This window comes from Thalassospira sp. UBA848, from assembly GCF_002295455.1.
Classification (GTDB): Bacteria; Pseudomonadota; Alphaproteobacteria; order Rhodospirillales; family Thalassospiraceae; genus Thalassospira.
Map to the genome: position 1 here is coordinate 13,288 of NZ_DBGS01000030.1, position 15,942 is coordinate 29,229.

General features: G+C 51.5%; 10 protein-coding genes. 8 read left to right on the forward strand and 2 right to left on the reverse strand.

Annotated elements, in window-relative coordinates; all coding sequences use genetic code 11:
* Positions 1-138 precede the first annotated feature (138 nt).
* From B2R48_RS03435 to B2R48_RS03445, 3 genes are read left to right on the forward strand one after another with little or no spacing between them, the layout of a single operon-like run.
* Positions 139-1,542, forward strand: coding sequence for a CHASE2 domain-containing protein (locus tag B2R48_RS03435; protein WP_296997817.1), 1,404 nt, complete (start codon positions 139-141; stop codon positions 1,540-1,542).
* Positions 1,535-1,972: a hypothetical protein gene (locus B2R48_RS03440; protein ID WP_296997820.1), complete on the forward strand. Its 438-nt coding sequence runs from the start codon at positions 1,535-1,537 to the stop codon at positions 1,970-1,972. Before B2R48_RS03435 ends, B2R48_RS03440 begins: the two co-directional genes overlap by 8 nt.
* Positions 1,969-3,738, forward strand: a complete 1,770-nt coding sequence (locus tag B2R48_RS03445; RefSeq protein WP_296997823.1) for a M48 family metallopeptidase — start codon at positions 1,969-1,971, stop codon at positions 3,736-3,738. The genes B2R48_RS03440 and B2R48_RS03445 overlap by 4 nt, the downstream gene beginning before the upstream one ends.
* Before the next feature lie 75 nt (positions 3,739-3,813).
* On the opposite strand, the gene B2R48_RS03450 is transcribed toward B2R48_RS03445, so the two are convergent.
* Positions 3,814-4,299, reverse strand: coding sequence for an Lrp/AsnC family transcriptional regulator (locus tag B2R48_RS03450; protein WP_062956385.1), 486 nt, complete (start codon positions 4,297-4,299; stop codon positions 3,814-3,816).
* Positions 4,300-4,645: 346 nt separating this feature from the next.
* Here B2R48_RS03450 and trxB point away from each other — a divergent pair, with 346 nt between their 5' ends.
* The 3 genes from trxB (at position 4,646) to B2R48_RS03465 (ending at position 9,791) form a co-directional block, all read left to right on the forward strand.
* Positions 4,646-5,596, forward strand: coding sequence for a thioredoxin-disulfide reductase (gene trxB, locus B2R48_RS03455; protein WP_062956386.1), 951 nt, complete (start codon positions 4,646-4,648; stop codon positions 5,594-5,596).
* A gap of 312 nt (positions 5,597-5,908) precedes the next feature.
* A complete protein-coding gene (locus B2R48_RS03460; RefSeq protein ID WP_062956387.1) occupies positions 5,909-6,835 on the forward strand; it encodes a LysR family transcriptional regulator in 927 nt (308 codons plus the stop codon).
* A 1,096-nt stretch (positions 6,836-7,931) separates the two neighbouring features.
* On the forward strand, positions 7,932-9,791 hold the full coding sequence (locus tag B2R48_RS03465; RefSeq protein ID WP_296997831.1) for a hypothetical protein: 1,860 nt from the start codon (positions 7,932-7,934) through the stop codon (positions 9,789-9,791).
* Positions 9,792-9,897: 106 nt separating this feature from the next.
* Here B2R48_RS03465 and B2R48_RS03470 read toward each other — a convergent pair whose 3' ends face one another.
* Positions 9,898-11,208 carry a hypothetical protein gene (locus B2R48_RS03470; RefSeq protein ID WP_296997834.1) on the reverse strand — a complete coding sequence of 437 codons (1,311 nt, stop codon included), beginning with the start codon at positions 11,206-11,208 and terminating at the stop codon, positions 9,898-9,900.
* 392 nt (positions 11,209-11,600) lie between these two features.
* Here B2R48_RS03470 and B2R48_RS03475 point away from each other — a divergent pair, with 392 nt between their 5' ends.
* The gene (locus B2R48_RS03475) at positions 11,601-12,989 is read left to right on the forward strand and encodes an adenylate/guanylate cyclase domain-containing protein (RefSeq protein WP_296997836.1); all 1,389 of its coding nucleotides are present in this window, start codon (positions 11,601-11,603) and stop codon (positions 12,987-12,989) included.
* 824 nt (positions 12,990-13,813) lie between these two features.
* Positions 13,814-15,877: an elongation factor G gene (locus B2R48_RS03480; protein WP_296997839.1), complete on the forward strand. Its 2,064-nt coding sequence runs from the start codon at positions 13,814-13,816 to the stop codon at positions 15,875-15,877.
* Positions 15,878-15,942: the final 65 nt, after the last annotated feature.

The window sequence follows — 15,942 nt, forward strand, 5'->3', positions numbered from 1 at the left end:
CTGTTCGCGCGGGGTGAACGAATTCGGGGCCTATATGTGTTTATAATTGCTGCATTGAAACGGCGCCTTTCGGAGCCGCTACGTCCTTTTTACGCTCTGTTTCGATCAGTGCCAGACCTACTGATCCTGGTCGCGATCATGTTTGTGGATCCGTTCGGCTTTTCAAATACAACTGACGAACGGTCCAAAAATGTTTTCTATCAGGTCACCTCACCATTCTACCCTGGCCATGCGCGTGACGACATCGCGGTCGTTCTGATTGATGATGCGTCAGTCGAGAGCGAGTTTTTCGATTGGCCCCCGTCATTTGACCAATATGACACCTTGTTATCGTCCGTTGGAACTTATGGGCCTAAAGCAATTTTCTTTGATCTTCTTTTTCTTGATCCACGCGGGCAGGAAGAGGACCTAGATTTCTTCGCAGATAGCATCCGCGCGATTCGTGACGTCAATGATACACCCGTCTTTGCCATGGGTGCCGCATCAGTTCATGCTCAAACCGAAAACTGCTTTTCCGACAGCATCAGTGTTCTCCAGAAAATAGACGATGCCGTAACCGATCTGCCATTTTTCAGGTTCTCCGGTTACGGAAACGACTACCCGATGTACACAAAGTGCGACGGGAAAACCTTGCTTTCGCCTGCAGCAGAGCTTCTCAAAGCAGTCTGCAGCACAGGAACGAATGATAACGACGAAGCCGGAGTATGCCCGGACACAAAGCTTGGCGATGAACAGCATCTAACCGAATCAATTCCACAAGCAATCTCTGTCAGATGGGGGGAAGCCACAGCACCGATAAATCAACGGCTTTATCCGGCAAGTTTCGATGGTGAAGGCAATGACTGTGCCAAACCTTCTGATGGATTAATTGAAAAACTGATGCGAAGTGCCAGCTATTTTATTGGCGCGTTCTCGGAGCGACTGCGCCCAGATATCTCAGCGAACTGTATCTACCATCCGCATATATCCGCCTTCGACCTGGTCGTGCGCGCAAAACAGGCAAGTCACTTGGCAACGGTCGACAACGCAAAGCAGGTTCAGGCTTCCCGCGAAATTCTGGAAGACTTCCTAAACAACAAGGTCGTCCTGATTGGTCTGGATGTTGCGGGCGTACGAGACACCGTCATTTCACCCGTTCAAGGAACAGTTCCAGGTGTTATGGCGCATGCTATGGCCCTTGATAATGCACTTGCACTGGGGTCGGATTTGCAACGCGCTGCCCCGGATCTTTTGTGGGAGGCCGACGGGACTGATGCCATTGAAATTGCCGGGCTGCTTGTCCTGACTTTGCTTCGCTGGCGATTGGCCAGCAATGGCCATGCTCACTCGAAACCAGCCCTCCCAAAAGGCTTTATCAGGTTTTCGTTGCTGGCGCTGGCGTGTGTCGTCTTCTTCTTCGCCTTGATCGCCGCGACCTTTTTCATCCTACGATGGTCACCAATCAACTGGATCGGCCTTATAGGGCTCGGCTGGGCATATATTGCGTTTTGCTACAGTACAACTGTGCAGCGCCCCACCGCGAAGGGAAATATTCATGAATAGCAACTTCTTCACACACAGAAACAAGAGCAGTTTGGAGGGCTCCACAATGTCTCGGAAGTTCGTTTGGGCAATGATGTGCATCTTTTGTCTGGCAATCATGATTCCTTCGATTCTGCCCGCCAACGCAGAAGACCAGCCCAGACTGCAGATTATCAACTACATTTCAGCTGATGGAAAGATCACAGTCTATGATGACAAAGCCAAAGCTGTGGGACAAAAAAAGATTGATACACTGCCGCTTCCGGTCAATGTGCTTGGAACAGCAAGGGGTGGAAAACTCTATAAAATAAAGGACAATTTCTGGGTCCGATCCATGTCAGTACAGGTTAATCAACCGGCCGATCTGGCCCCGACCAACATTTCTATTCTCGAAGCGAAAACCGGCAGACCCTCGGATGAGAAAAGCCATTCTGGACGGGGGATTAAATGATGCAATTTCCCGTCAGCCTCAAACGCCTTGTTCCGGGATCAATGGCTTCGAACCGATCTGCGTTCATCGTTGCCGCAATGATTGCGACTACCGTTCTTTCTGGTTGTCAGACGATGAAGACCCTTCAGACACACGTCTCTGGTGGAACCTATAATACATTTGACGGGAAACTTATCGAAAGCGCCGAGGACCGTATCGCTGACCCCGTCGAAGTGACGCCATTTACGACATTGCTCGATCAGTTCAACGTCGAGCAAGATGGTCAGCAAATTGGCTTTAACGTCAGAAACCGTATGGAAACAGAGCGTGCAGAAGCATTGAAAGAGCTGTCTGCGCGTGATCTTGAACTTCGCGAACTCCAGTTTAACAGTATTCAGGAACTAAGCGGCGAAGGCGCCAAGGCACTTACATCCTACGTTTATTCAATCGTTTCCCGACTGATTGAACAGTGGCCCCATGAAAGACCCGAGATTTCCGTCGCAATCATCCGAAGTGACAATTACAGCGCGTCCATGAGCGCAAACGGCATTCTAAGACTGAACACGTCCGTCTTGCTTAATGCCGATGACGAAGATGAAGTGGCTGCCATCATCGCACATGAACTCGCGCATGCTCTGCTTCAGCATCACAATGCTGACGACCAACAGGCAATCGAAGACAAATCGATCATTGTTGCCTCACAATTTGCAGCCGGCTGGCTGGCTGGGAATTCTGACAATGCTGCAACCCAAAATGCAGCCAAAGCCCTGATGATTTCCGGTTTTGGCATGTATCGCATTAACAACAGCATTCTGTACCCTGGGTGGAAACGCCATCAGGAAGACGAAGCAGATCTTCTCGCCGTGGATTTGCTGTTTCGCGCAGGCTATGACTGGGAGAGGATGACAACCGTACTCGAACGCCTCGACAGCGAACAAAAGCGCGTTCAGGCCGAAAAAATTGCCCGCGAACAGGAAATCGAAAATAGTAAGAAACAGCTCGGCGAATACACCAATCTGTCTGACGTTCTGAATGTCGGCTTGACTAATGTCGGTAAAGACCTCTCTGGAATGTTTGACGGACTAAGCGACGATCACGCACCTGCTTCTGAACGTCTTCTCGAAACCAAACTCTATATCCAACGTGAGTATATGGACGGCGACTTCCCGCCCGAGGCAGATACCGCTTCCTTGCAAAAGGTTGTTTGGGAAGGTCCGGGTTTCTCTGCCATCAAGAAGTCGGTCTATGGCGAGCGTGCTCGCATTCTCGCAGAGCGCGGCGACCTTGAAGAAGCGCTAGATCTCGCTCTGAAATCGCTTGATGGTCCGACAGATACTGACCCGGTTGCCCGACGCATCGCCTATCTTGCCCGCAAGGAACAAGGTCAAAAAGCCAAGGCATTGCTTAATCTGGAACTGGCCCACCAAGATCCCCAGGCTGGAATGGAGATCTTTAAACTGTTGCGTGATGAATATGCCGAGCGGGGCCGGTGGGATGATGCCCTTCAAACGTGGCATGATGCTTTGCTCAAATTTCCAGAACAAATCACCGCCGCTATTTACTTTCCTGAACGGATCTCGCTTTTGGCCCGTGCTGGCCGCAAGTCCGGAACCATCGAAAGTTTGAAACAGTGTCAGGACTTGAACATCAGCGCTTATGTTTCCGCCCTGTGCGAGGAAGCAGCAAAGCCGATAACATCCCCTGACACACCATCAGAAACAAACTCAAATTCCGAAACCGCTGAAAAGGTGGGGGCTCCTTCTGTTAACTGGCAAAGCCCGTCCTAATGCAAAACAGGGGAGGTCAAAAACCTCCCCTGTTCCAGTCACTAGATAACATACCGCGTATGTCGTGTTCGGTTATCAGTCCTCGACATCAATATCAATCGGCACGCCCGGCATGTTTTTAGCCGTGCGAATCGAAAGGGCCGATTTGACGTGATTGACGTTCTCGGCAACGGTCAGTTCGGTGGTCAGGAATTTCTGATATTCATCCCAGCTGTGTGAGACAATCTTAAGCAGAAAGTCCATTTCACCAGCCACCATGTGGCATTCGCGGACTTCCGGCCATTCCGCAGCACGGGCCTCGAACGCGCGCAGGTCGTGCTCCGCCTGGCTTGCCAGCCCCACCATCGCGAACACAGTCACATTATAGCCAAGCGCCTGTGCATCCACTTCGGCGTGATAGCCCTGAATGAAGCCGGTTTCTTCAAGAGCACGCACACGACGCAGGCAGGGAGGTGCTGAAATACCTGCACGACGTGCAAGTTCCACATTGGTCATGCGGCCATCTTCCTGCAGATCGCGCAAGATTCTGCGGTCGATCTTGTCGAGTTTGACCCGTTGCATTTATTCCTCGATTCTGTGCGCGAAAGTTACCCCGATTGAAACAATATTACAGCGAGGCAGGTTGCTGGCAATAATATAATCCACGTCATAATGCAATCTTGTGCTTGGATACCGTAGCTGAAAATGCTGCAGAATCCGGTTTCCGGGCACCCTGTTGCCGGGGTAACGCCATTTAAACAACGTCCCCTGTTGCCTTCCGGGTTTTACTGGTTTCAGACGTGAAATTTTATCCCGCATCAGGCGCTCTGCCTCGGTCTGCAAACTTTTCCTCTGGCGGTTGCGTCTTTCGCGGTCTCCTCATATGTTCGACATCAGTTTTTACTCATCTCGGACATATACAGACACCATGGCCCAGGAACATCAGACCAAAGTCCTTATCATTGGCTCCGGCCCTGCCGGTTACACCGCCGCGATCTATGCAGCACGTGCCAACCTCGAACCCATGATGGTTATGGGCCTTCAGCCGGGCGGCCAGTTGACGATCACCACCGATGTCGAAAACTATCCGGGCTTTGCCGATGTCATCCAGGGCCCATGGCTGATGGATCAGATGAAGGCGCAGGCCGAACATGTCGGCACCAAAATGGTGCATGACCTGATCACCGAGGTCGATTTTTCCAAGCGTCCATTCGTCTGCAAGGGCGACTCCGGCGATACTTATATTGCCGAGACCGTCATTATCTCGACCGGTGCACAGGCCCGCTGGCTGGGTCTGCCCGGCGAAGAGAAATTCAATGGCCGCGGCGTTTCAGCCTGCGCGACCTGTGATGGCTTCTTCTATCGCAACAAACCGGTCACGGTTGTTGGTGGCGGCAACACCGCCGTTGAAGAAGCACTTTATCTGGCGGGCATCTGCTCCAAGGTGACCCTGATCCACCGCCGCGACGAGCTTCGGGCAGAGAAGATGCTGCAGGAACGCCTGCTGAAGCACGAAAAGATCGAGGTCGTCTGGGACAGCGTTGTCGACGACATTCTGGGCGGTGACGGCCCGATGGATGGCGTTGAAGCGGTTCGTGTGCGCAATGTCAAAACCGATGCAGTACTTGATATCCCGGCAGACGGTTTCTTTGTTGCCATCGGTCATGACCCGGCAACTGCCGTGTTCAAGGGCCAGGTCCAAATGGATGATGAAAACTATATCCTCGTCAAACCGGGCACCACAGTGACCAACGTCGAAGGCGTTTACGCCGCAGGCGACGTCACCGACAAGGTTTACCGTCAGGCCGTGACAGCAGCGGGCATGGGCTGCATGGCGGCCCTTGAAGCTGAAAAATTCATCGCCGAGCACGAAGCCTGATCTTTTGGCACAAGGTGATGCAAACACCAAAAGGGGACGCTTCTGGCGCCCCCTTTTTTAATGGTTCCAGCCTTCCGCGACCCCGCCGGATCCCTCACATTGCGCCGTAAATCGTGACGCACCGTGATAAGACCATGAAAATGTCTTCTTGCAGAAAATGCTACAGGCCTCATATTGATTGAATAATCATGTACTTGGTCAAAGCCTGTGAGGCACTTAACAGTGTTGAAACCAAATTGACCATAAAAGAAGAGAACCATTATCAGGGGTCTGGCGCATCGACCGTGCGCTGGTGAATCTAGGAGCAGGTCTATGGACTGGGACAAGCTGCGTGTCTTTCACGCTGTTGCCGAAGCCGGGAGCTTCACCCACGCAGGGGAAAACCTTAATCTGAGCCAGTCTGCCGTCAGCCGGCAGATCAGCGCACTCGAAGAAAGCGTGAAGGTCCCGCTTTTCCATCGCCATGCGCGTGGCCTGATCCTGACCGAGCAGGGCGAGCTGCTTTATCGTACCGCCCATGATGTCTTTGCCAAACTATCCATGGCCGAGGCCCGCATTCGCGAATCAAAGGAACGGCCCAGCGGCCCGCTCAAGGTCACGACAACTGTTGCCTTTGGGTCGACCTGGTTAACGCCGCGAATCAACGAATTCCTTGAACGCTATCCGGAAATCGAATTGTCGCTGGTGCTCAATGACGAGGAACTCGACCTTGCCATGCGTGAGGCCGATGTCGCCATCCGCATGCAGCCGCCGCGTCAGGCCGATCTTGTTCAGCGCCAGTTGATGACCCTGCGCTATCATGTGTTTGCATCGCCGGAATATATCAAACAGTACGGCATGCCCAAAACCCCGGAAGAGCTCAAGGATCACCGCCTTATTATTTATGGTGCGGATGCCCGCCCGCCGGTTTCCAACGTCAACTGGATGATGGCGACAGCTCAGCAGTTCAAACCGGACATGCGCCCGATCCTGAAGCTGAACAATATCTATGGCATCTTCCGTGCAACCGAGTCCGGATTGGGGATTTCGGCCCTGCCCGACTATCTGCTGCCATCCAACAGCAATCTGGTGCGTATTCTGCCGGAACTCGAAGGACCAAGCTTCGATGCCTATTTTGTTTACCCCGAAGAACTGCGTCATTCAAAACGCATCGCTGTATTCCGCGACTTCCTGATCGAGGAAATATCAAAGGTCAAGGCAAAGGCCGCCGCTGCTGCAAACGCTGCTGCCGAGAAATAGACAATCAGGACGACATCCATCCTGACGATAAAAACGACAACAGCCCGGCGATGCCGGGCTGTTGTCGTTTATGGCGATCATACATACATCGGCCACCGGCACAGAAAAACATCCAAGATCAGGATCAAATCTTTCACCCACCAGAAGGCGATTTTGGGTGCGCACCATATCCATCACAGCGCATACAAACGCCAATAACGCCATAATGTCTTAAAATTGCTGACATTTTGTTGTCATGCATCAGATGCATGGTTGATTTGTGGTTATTCAATTTTAAATCCATTCAGAGCTCGTCTATATTCTCATCATAAGTTGTGAGCATCCGCAAAAAGCGAGATCGCACCAACTTCCCTGATCTTTGGACGATCCGCCCGCTGGAGCGATATCCGGCACGGGAATCTCCCCCGGATTCCCTACGTCTCCCAGACGTAAGCCTCCCTGTTGATCTCGCCGGTAGCTCCCCCGCTACCGGCTTTTTTTTTGCGCGACCGCACAATGATCCCAGCCCCTGAAAAGTGATCCAGAGGCAAACACGACAATCAATTCCAAATATTATTTTTACAATTCAATAACTTAACCCCGTAATTTGCGCATTCGAACATTTATGCAGAAAATGCATGGCTGAAAAAGCAATTTGGCAGTGGTCATTATCGTCAAAAACGCTATCTTTCCTCTCGAACCGCAGCGGCAAACACCGCACCGCGGTACAGAGTTTTCTCCCTGACCGATTATGTCGGTCTTAGCCGGACGCCCTGTCCGGCTTACCCAGGGCCCTGAGAAGGGTCCTACGTCTCCCAGACGTGAAGCCTCCCTGATAAACTTGCCGGGCACATTTGTTGCCCGGCTTTTTTTTGTTTGTTCGTCTCTCCTTCGACTTTGCCCAAGGCTCGAACACCCATTTCCCCAAAGGAAATCAGGCACAACCATCCGAACGCAAAAAAGTCTCCCGAGCCCCTCCAAACGCATCTTCATGGATCCCAGATTCGACCTAAAGACGATAAACCATTGGAGATAAGTAACCTTATGTTTGCAATTTGTGACTTATACATATGCCTTATATAATCGGCAGTTAATATCTCTGGGGGGGAGAAAATCTGTGTTAATCCAAAAATTGCTGGCACCTGTCCTGGTTGCCATGTTGCTGGGTGCTTGCAGTACTGATGATTTGGTACAGCCGAAAAGATCGACTCACGGCTGGAATGAACTGACGGAACTGATGGAGGAACTCCCATTTGAAAGGATCAATGACCAGTTCGTCCATTCCGGAGTAAAAAACCTTCGTTCAGGAAATTACATCAGCGCAACAAAAGACTTCAACCGCGCGCTAAAATTCGATCCAACGAATGCAAATTTGCACTTCTTGAATGGCCTGACCTATCACCTGCGTGCCGAAACAGGCGACACAAGTCAGTATGACTTTGCCAAAGCAGGTTACGATCTTGCACTTCAGTATGACCCGGGGAACTATTGGGCGGCCTATCTGCAAGGCCATATCATGCTGCGTGAGCAGAAATTCCGACGCAGCCAGGACGCTTTTGCGTACGCGCTTTTGCATGCTCCCGACAATGTTGCTGTCCTGAAAGCACTGGCTACAGCTTCTTACTTTGCGCAGGATTTAGAAGTAGCACTCAGTGCAATAACGCGCGTCGCAGAGTTATCGCCAGATGATCACGACGTCGTCTTCAATCAGGTTATTATTAATGCTGCTTCAGGTCGGTTTTTCGATGCCGAAGAAGCGTTGGCTGCCTACCGAGACGATGATCATAAACGAACCGAATTCAAAGTAGCATTGTTGGATAAGCGCATCGGCGATTGGCAGCGCCTCCACGATCAGCGAGGCTATTTTCTCCAAACACAATTTAGCACGGATTCTTCTGATTCTGATGCAAATGATGGCCTGGATACGCTTGATGACATTACGAACAACTCAGAATCCAATGATGAAATTGGTCCCGTTTCAGATTCGTCCGATGATGTTGCCTCTGCGAAAGCGACTGCGAAAATGGTACTGGTAGATGTTGTCATTGTTCGCTCTGAGGAACGCCATAGCACTGATAAAGGCGTAAACCTGCTTTCCGGGCTTACTGCCACGTTGGGCGGCACCACATTAGCCTATAACCAGACCAACTATCTTCGTGGTGCAGGTCCATCAACCTCCAGCCTCGTATGGGCACCAACATTATCAATCGCTTCATCTGCATATGCACTGAACATTTTCAACGACAATTATGACCGAAACGAAGTCCTTGCCCGACCAACTCTGGTCGCTGAAGACGGAAAGCGATCCGGCTTCTTCTCCGGTGCTGTTTGGCATGTGGAACTTGATGGTACATCAGGCAGCGAAGGGACCGTAACCGACGTCCCTGTCGGCATTAAGCTCGAAGTTACGCCAACTTTTCGGACCGATGATCGGGTTGGACTCAATATCTCGGCGTCACGCGAATTTATCGAGGGCCGTTCCGCAAACGCCAATTTCACCAATTTCGCGCAGACCTCAAGAACCGAAATCGTCGCAAATGTTACTTTGAAATTCAACGATACGCTCGTTTTGTCCGGGCTATCCGAGAAAGAAACTGAACGCTTGAACGACGGCGTCCCATTTCTTCAGGACCTACCCGTTATTCAGTATCTGTTTTCGCATGAAGACACCCTCGACTACACGAAGTCGATCATCATTCTTTTGACCCCGCGAGAGCCAAGGTTCACATATGCTGATGGTACAGAAAAAATCGAACCCGGTTTAGATCAAAAGGTCGCTCAGCCCAATTTAAAAGAATTGGAAGCGCGCAACGGGCTGTTTCGCCCAGAACCCAACATCGATGCCGTCTTCCAACACCTGCAAAATGGGGCTTTCTTCAAGGAATTCCGTCAGGGTGACGTCACCGTAGAATCTTGGTCCGATCCTGATAGGCTAGAACGTATTCTTATGAGTACCCTGCAATTCTTGTACTACTAAAGCGTTTTGCTCTTAGTCTGAGCCATTTTCGCCTAATCATTGGTTGATGAACAAAGCCCGCTGGGAGAGATAAATCTCAGCGGGCTTTGTTTCCAAGTGCGTCAAATTATTCCACGATACAGCGTTTTTTCAGCTCATCGACTGTTTTTGCAAAACCTTCGATTTCTTTTTCAGCTGAATCAAAAGTTGGAATTTTGTCCAGTTCGCCAATTACTGAAGCATAAACCTTCTTGGCATCATCAATACTGAAGCCATCGACCCTCACACTTTTTTCCAAGTGGTGGATTTCGTGGGAAATCCCATGAATGACGGGTCGCATAGTCTTGTCCATCTCTTCGTCCATCAAATGCTTGATGTAATTGATGTGCAGCTCTTTCTCAATCTTCTTTACAGTTTTGTTCCATTCTTTCAGCGCATGGTCTACTGAGGTATTGATAACAACCAACCCATGAATCTTGATCTTGAAACGATGTTTCAAAATTCGTTTGAACTTGCCGAGTTCATGATGAATTCTCTCAGCTGCCGTATGAATAGATTTGACCGGCTTTTCGATAGCTTCGATTGGTTTAAACATCGGAAGAAGGTCATGTTCGAGGGCGTTGTTGATATCCGTCAACACGAGTGACAGTTCTTTCAGTTCTTTATCAAACGGCAACATCGTTTTCCCAACATCGCCGAGCAAAACTTCAATATCCTTTTCACACTGTGGTTCTACTCCCTGCTTCAAGGTTGGCTGAGTAGCAACCGGAACAAGCAGATTACTGCTGTTAAAGCCCAAGTCGACGCGCACGGCTCCACCCTTTAGCCCGGCCGGTATTCTTAAGTATCCGGCATCAAACGGAAAAACATCATTTGACGCTTTTTTCAACGCCAGTTCGGTCGCGTCACAAAGCACCTGTACACCTGAGGTTACATATCCCCAAGGCTTGGCAATACGGCCTATTTTCCTCTTAAGCCGATCCACTTTCTTTTGGATGGGACGCAATCTCTTTTCCTGCTCAACGGCCTCGATATCCTCCATAATCTTGCTCAGCGTTATATGGAGAGGTTTGAACATTGCTTCCCTTGCTGCATGCGCGGCCTTCTTCGTCGCCTTGAATACACTGGAAATATTCTTAACCGGTTCCGTAACCTCGCTGGCTTCACCGGAGTATTTATCAATGTCCTGTGCTGTTTCGTCGACGCGCGCAGCAATGTCTTGCATCTCTGTCCCCAGATCCAATGCGTTGATGTAACTTTTCAAAAATTCATCAAGGTTACCGAGGAATGAATACACATCCGTTATTGGACTACCGTCATCGAGTATTTTCAATCCCGGCCCGCAAACTTCCGCCACAACATCGGCATGAGCCGTTTGCGTGACTGAGACACAACTCATAAATAATGCCGCAACCGCGGATCTACGTAAAAATCTCATTATAAGGTTTCCTTCCCCCCCTTTGAAACTGGCACTCAGCGTAGTAGACCGCAGAACGCGAAAAATTCTCATTTTAAATTAGAACACAAATTTGTAATTAAACCACTGGTTAAAAAAATTATCTAAAATGATCACCTTTTTGGATCTTTGGCTTTCAACAACTCGAGAGGGTTAGTTTCCACAGAACGAGACATCAAGCCGCTCTATGCTGCGTCATCTTAAGGTCCACGCAAATTCGGTTAACTCCTATGCGAAAACCATGTATTCCCGGACCAAAACTTGATTACACGCGTTGGCGTCAAAGAGGGAGAATCAGCGCAAACAAAACTGAAGACAAGATTGTGCTACTGTTTAATCACGCTCCAGCCACTGCAACAGGAACCATATATTTCATGAGAAGCACACTTGGTGCATTTCTGTTTGGCAAACAGGCAGACAATCGTCTTCCTGAACGCGTACAGACAGCTATCGACAAGCAGCAACAACAAAGCGAAAAGCTTATCGGCTGGATTCAGCTGTTGTTGGTCACGATCTTCGCAAGCCTCTATGCTATCTCCCCCAAAACCGTGATGTCCGATGGCATCCATCCGGTGCCATGGGCATTGGGGTTGTATTACCTGTTTACCCTCAAACGCCTTGCCCTGACCTATCGCAACAAGCTCTCGACCTGGTTCCTGACTACTTCGGTGATCGCCGATATCGGGCTCCTGATGGTCCTGATCTGGAGCTTCCATATCCAGTACATGCAACCCGCCAGCTTCTATCTCAAGGCGCCGACCGTTCTGTATGTCTTCATATTCATTGCCCTGCGCAGCCTGCGCTTTGATCCGCGCTATATCCTGATTGCCGGAGGCACAGCGGCGGCTGGCTGGGTTATTCTGACCGGCTATGTCATCTGGTCGGAGGGTGGCAAAAGCATGATCACACGTGATTATGTGACCTATCTGACCTCAAACTCGATTCTGATCGGGGCCGAAGTCGACAAGATCATTGCCATTGTCCTGGTTACGGCCGTTCTGGCGATTGCCGTGATGCGCGCCAAAAGATCGTTTATCCGGGCTGTTACTGATGAAATCGCCGCCCGTGACCTGTCGCGGTTTGTCTCGCCCGAAATTGCCAATCGAATTACCCATGCCGAACAACAGATCCGGCCGGGCGACGGTGATGCGGTCAACGCGACAGTGATGTTTACCGACATCGAAGGCTTTTCATCGATTTCCGAGAAACTTTCGCCAAAAGAACTGGCGACAATGCTCAACGAGTATTTCACCGAAACCAGCGCATTGATTTCGCGTTTTGGCGGTGTCATCACGCAGTTCGAAGGCGACGCCATGCTGATCACCTTCAACGCCGTCACGCCAGACACCGATCACGCGCTCAACGCCGTGCGCACCGCCCTTGCCATTCAGGACCTCTCGGAACGCCGCATTTACAGCCATGGCAGTCCGCTCAAGACTCGCTGCGGGATTAATTCCGGTGAAATCGTCATTGGCGCCATCGGGTCGGAAAGTCGCTTGACATTCACGGTCCATGGCGACAACGTCAATATTGCCTCCCGGCTCGAATCGCTCAACAAGGAGTTTGGCACCTATATCCTTGCAACCGAGGACACCATGCGTGCCTGCGGCAATCACGACGACATCCCGAAATGGGAAGAACGCGGCGACGTCACCGTGCGCGGCCGTGAGAAATCGACAAAAATCTTTTCCCTTCCACCTCTGAAATCTGCGCCAAGAGTACTTCAACAAAAATCCGACAGCCCGATCACGTCACGCGATTGATCAAACCCAATTCTTCCCGGCTTGCGGACAAATTAAAAGCCCGGGGAGCTGGATGCTCGCCCGGGCTTTGGGGACAGATGGTCTTGGGGAGACCGGTCGGATACGCTGCCTTGCCCGCGGGGTGCACGACGCCTTGGGGGAGGACAGGCGCCGATCCGGGCCTCGATGCACGTGAGGGAGTGCACGGCATCGATGTTTTCGTATCCGACAGTTGGGAATATGCCTTTGAAATGCGGCTCAAAAATCGGTGTTTGGTGACCTTTTGGGGGCAAATTGGGGCAATTGGGGCAAGGTTTCTGTTCAATGCATCAAACGCCCCGGACCTGGACAAAAAAGTGGGGCGGGATAAAACCCGCCCCAATCTATTCGGGGTCATTATGGTCTTGGGGAGACCAGGTCAGCCGGGGTATTTCAGGTGGGGGAACAACCTGAAATCAATCTGGCCAGCAACGTGAGGGGGGACAGAGACTGCTGACCGCGTCCTCGACTGACAGTTGTGAATATGCCCTGAAATCAAGGCGGGAAAACAGGTCACATTGGGCCATTTCGGGGCGAATTGTGTTCCAATAAAGGCAAGCCGGAACCAACCCCTTGATTTCATTGGCATGGATCATGATCTAATCAGGGGTGTCTCGGCCAGGAAGACATTTTTTTCTTTGTCGCGGTCGCGCGAACGCATCAAACATGACAGGCTGAAGCACACCATAGGATGCTGGCCCCGATAATGCTGCCAGAACAGGTCATGGTTGCGGATCATGATGGTTGGGGCCTTTTTGTGCTGACCGATGGCTGGGGGATCGGTCTTCCTCGTCAAGGAGATGCCAATGCCTGCAAGCACACCTGAAAGCGCTTCATCGACCAAGCCGCATGCCCCGCGGGTTGCCGCCCTGATCGGCCCCAATTCCAGCGGCAAGACATCCCTGCTTGAAAGCCTGCTTCTTGCGACCGGCACCCTGCATCGCAAGGGGTCTGTGCGCGATCACAACACCGTTGGTGACGCCGGACGCGAAGCCCGCGCCCGCGGCATGAGCACCGAACTTACCTCCGCACACGCCACCTACCTTGGCGAAGAATGGCACTTCATTGATTGTCCGGGTTCTGTCGATTTCGCCCAGGATGCCCGTGAAGCCGCAATGATCTGTGATGTCGCCATCGTGGTCGTCGACCCGGATCCTGCCCGGGTGATGACAGTGGCCCCGATCCTTAAGTTTCTGGACCGAAACCGTATTCCGCACCTGATTTTCATCAACAAGACCGACCATGCCGGTGTGCGCCTGCGCAGTTGTCTTGATGCGCTACAGGCCATTTCAGAGCGGCCGCTTGTCATGCGCGAAATCCCCATTCGTGATGCTGATGCCAGTGACGAACACATTACCGGCTTTGTCGATATCGTATCGGAACGCGCCTATGCCTATCTCGAAGGACAGCCATCACAACTCACCGCGCTTCCATCAGACATCAAGGATCGCGAACACGAGGCCCGCGAAGGATTGCTCGAAGCATTGGCGGACTTTGATGACGCATTGCTTGAACAGGTTCTTGAAGACCAGACACCCGTCACGGCCACCATCTATGACAATCTTGAACGCGATTTGGCACAGGACCTGATCGTACCGGTGTTTTTCGGGTCTGCCGAACATGACCGCGGGATCATCCGACTGCTAAAAGCACTGCGTCATGAAGCGCCTTGCTCAGATGTCTGCGCCCACCGTCTTGGCGTCGAACCCGACCAAAACCAGACGATCCTGCAAGTTTTCAAAACCGTTCACCTTTCCCATGCCGGACGGTTTTGTTTTGCCCGCATTCTGTCGGGCAGCTTGTCAAACGGTGATACTTTGGGTGGCCACAAGCTGTCTGGAATCTGCACCGTCTTGGGCGACAAACATGAAAAGATTGATCAGGCTTTGACTGGCGCGATTGTCGGTCTGCCAAGGGTGGAACGCTTGCGCACCGGCATGCTGATCGGCCCGGATGGTGAAATGGAAAATCTCTGGCCCGATCCCCTGCCCCCGCTTTATGAAACAGGGCTTAAGGTTGCAAACCCCGGCGACGATGTGAAACTGAACGAAGCCCTGCGTCATCTTTGCGAACAGGATCGCGCGCTTGGTTTTGGCCATCATCAGGCAACCGGACAACTTCTGTTATCGGGTCAGGGCGACATTCATTTGCAATGCGCGCTGGCACACCTTGCCGAGACCTACCATCTGGATATCTCAACAGCACCCGTCCAGACAGGCTATCAGGAAACCATACGCAAACCGGCCAGCGCACGTGGACGCTATAAAAAGCAGACCGGCGGTCACGGCCAGTTTGGAGATGTAGCAATCGACATTCGCCCGCTTGGCCGTGGCGAAGGTTTCGAATTCAGCGAACAAATCGTCGGCGGTGCCATTCCCCGCCAATATATCCCGGCCGTTGAAAAGGGCGTTCGTGATGGTTTGCGCTCGGGTCCGTTCGGCTTTCCTGTGGTGGATATCGCTGTTACGCTCACCGACGGCTCTTTTCATGCTGTGGACAGCTCCGATCAAGCCTTCCAGATGGCTGGACGGATCGCGATCAGCGAGGCGCTTAAATCTGCCGGCCCGACATTGCTGGAACCGATTGATACCTGCACGGTGTCGATCCCATCTGATTTCACTTCAAAAGCACAGCGGCTGGTCAGTTCCAGACGCGGGCAGATCTTGGGCTTTATCGCCAAGGAAGGCTGGCAGGGCTGGGATGAGATCGAGGTGCGCATACCCACCTCTGAAACCATCGATATGGTGACAGAACTGCGATCCCTGTCACAAGGAACCGGCTTCTTCACCCGACAGTATTCCCACATGCAAGAACTTGGTGGCAAACAGGCCGACGCAGTTATCGCCCGGTCTCGGAAAACCGCAAAATAGACGTGCGTGCCGGTTAGCCAAATAACCACATTTTTGGTAATAGAATTGTCCTATCACAAAGAATT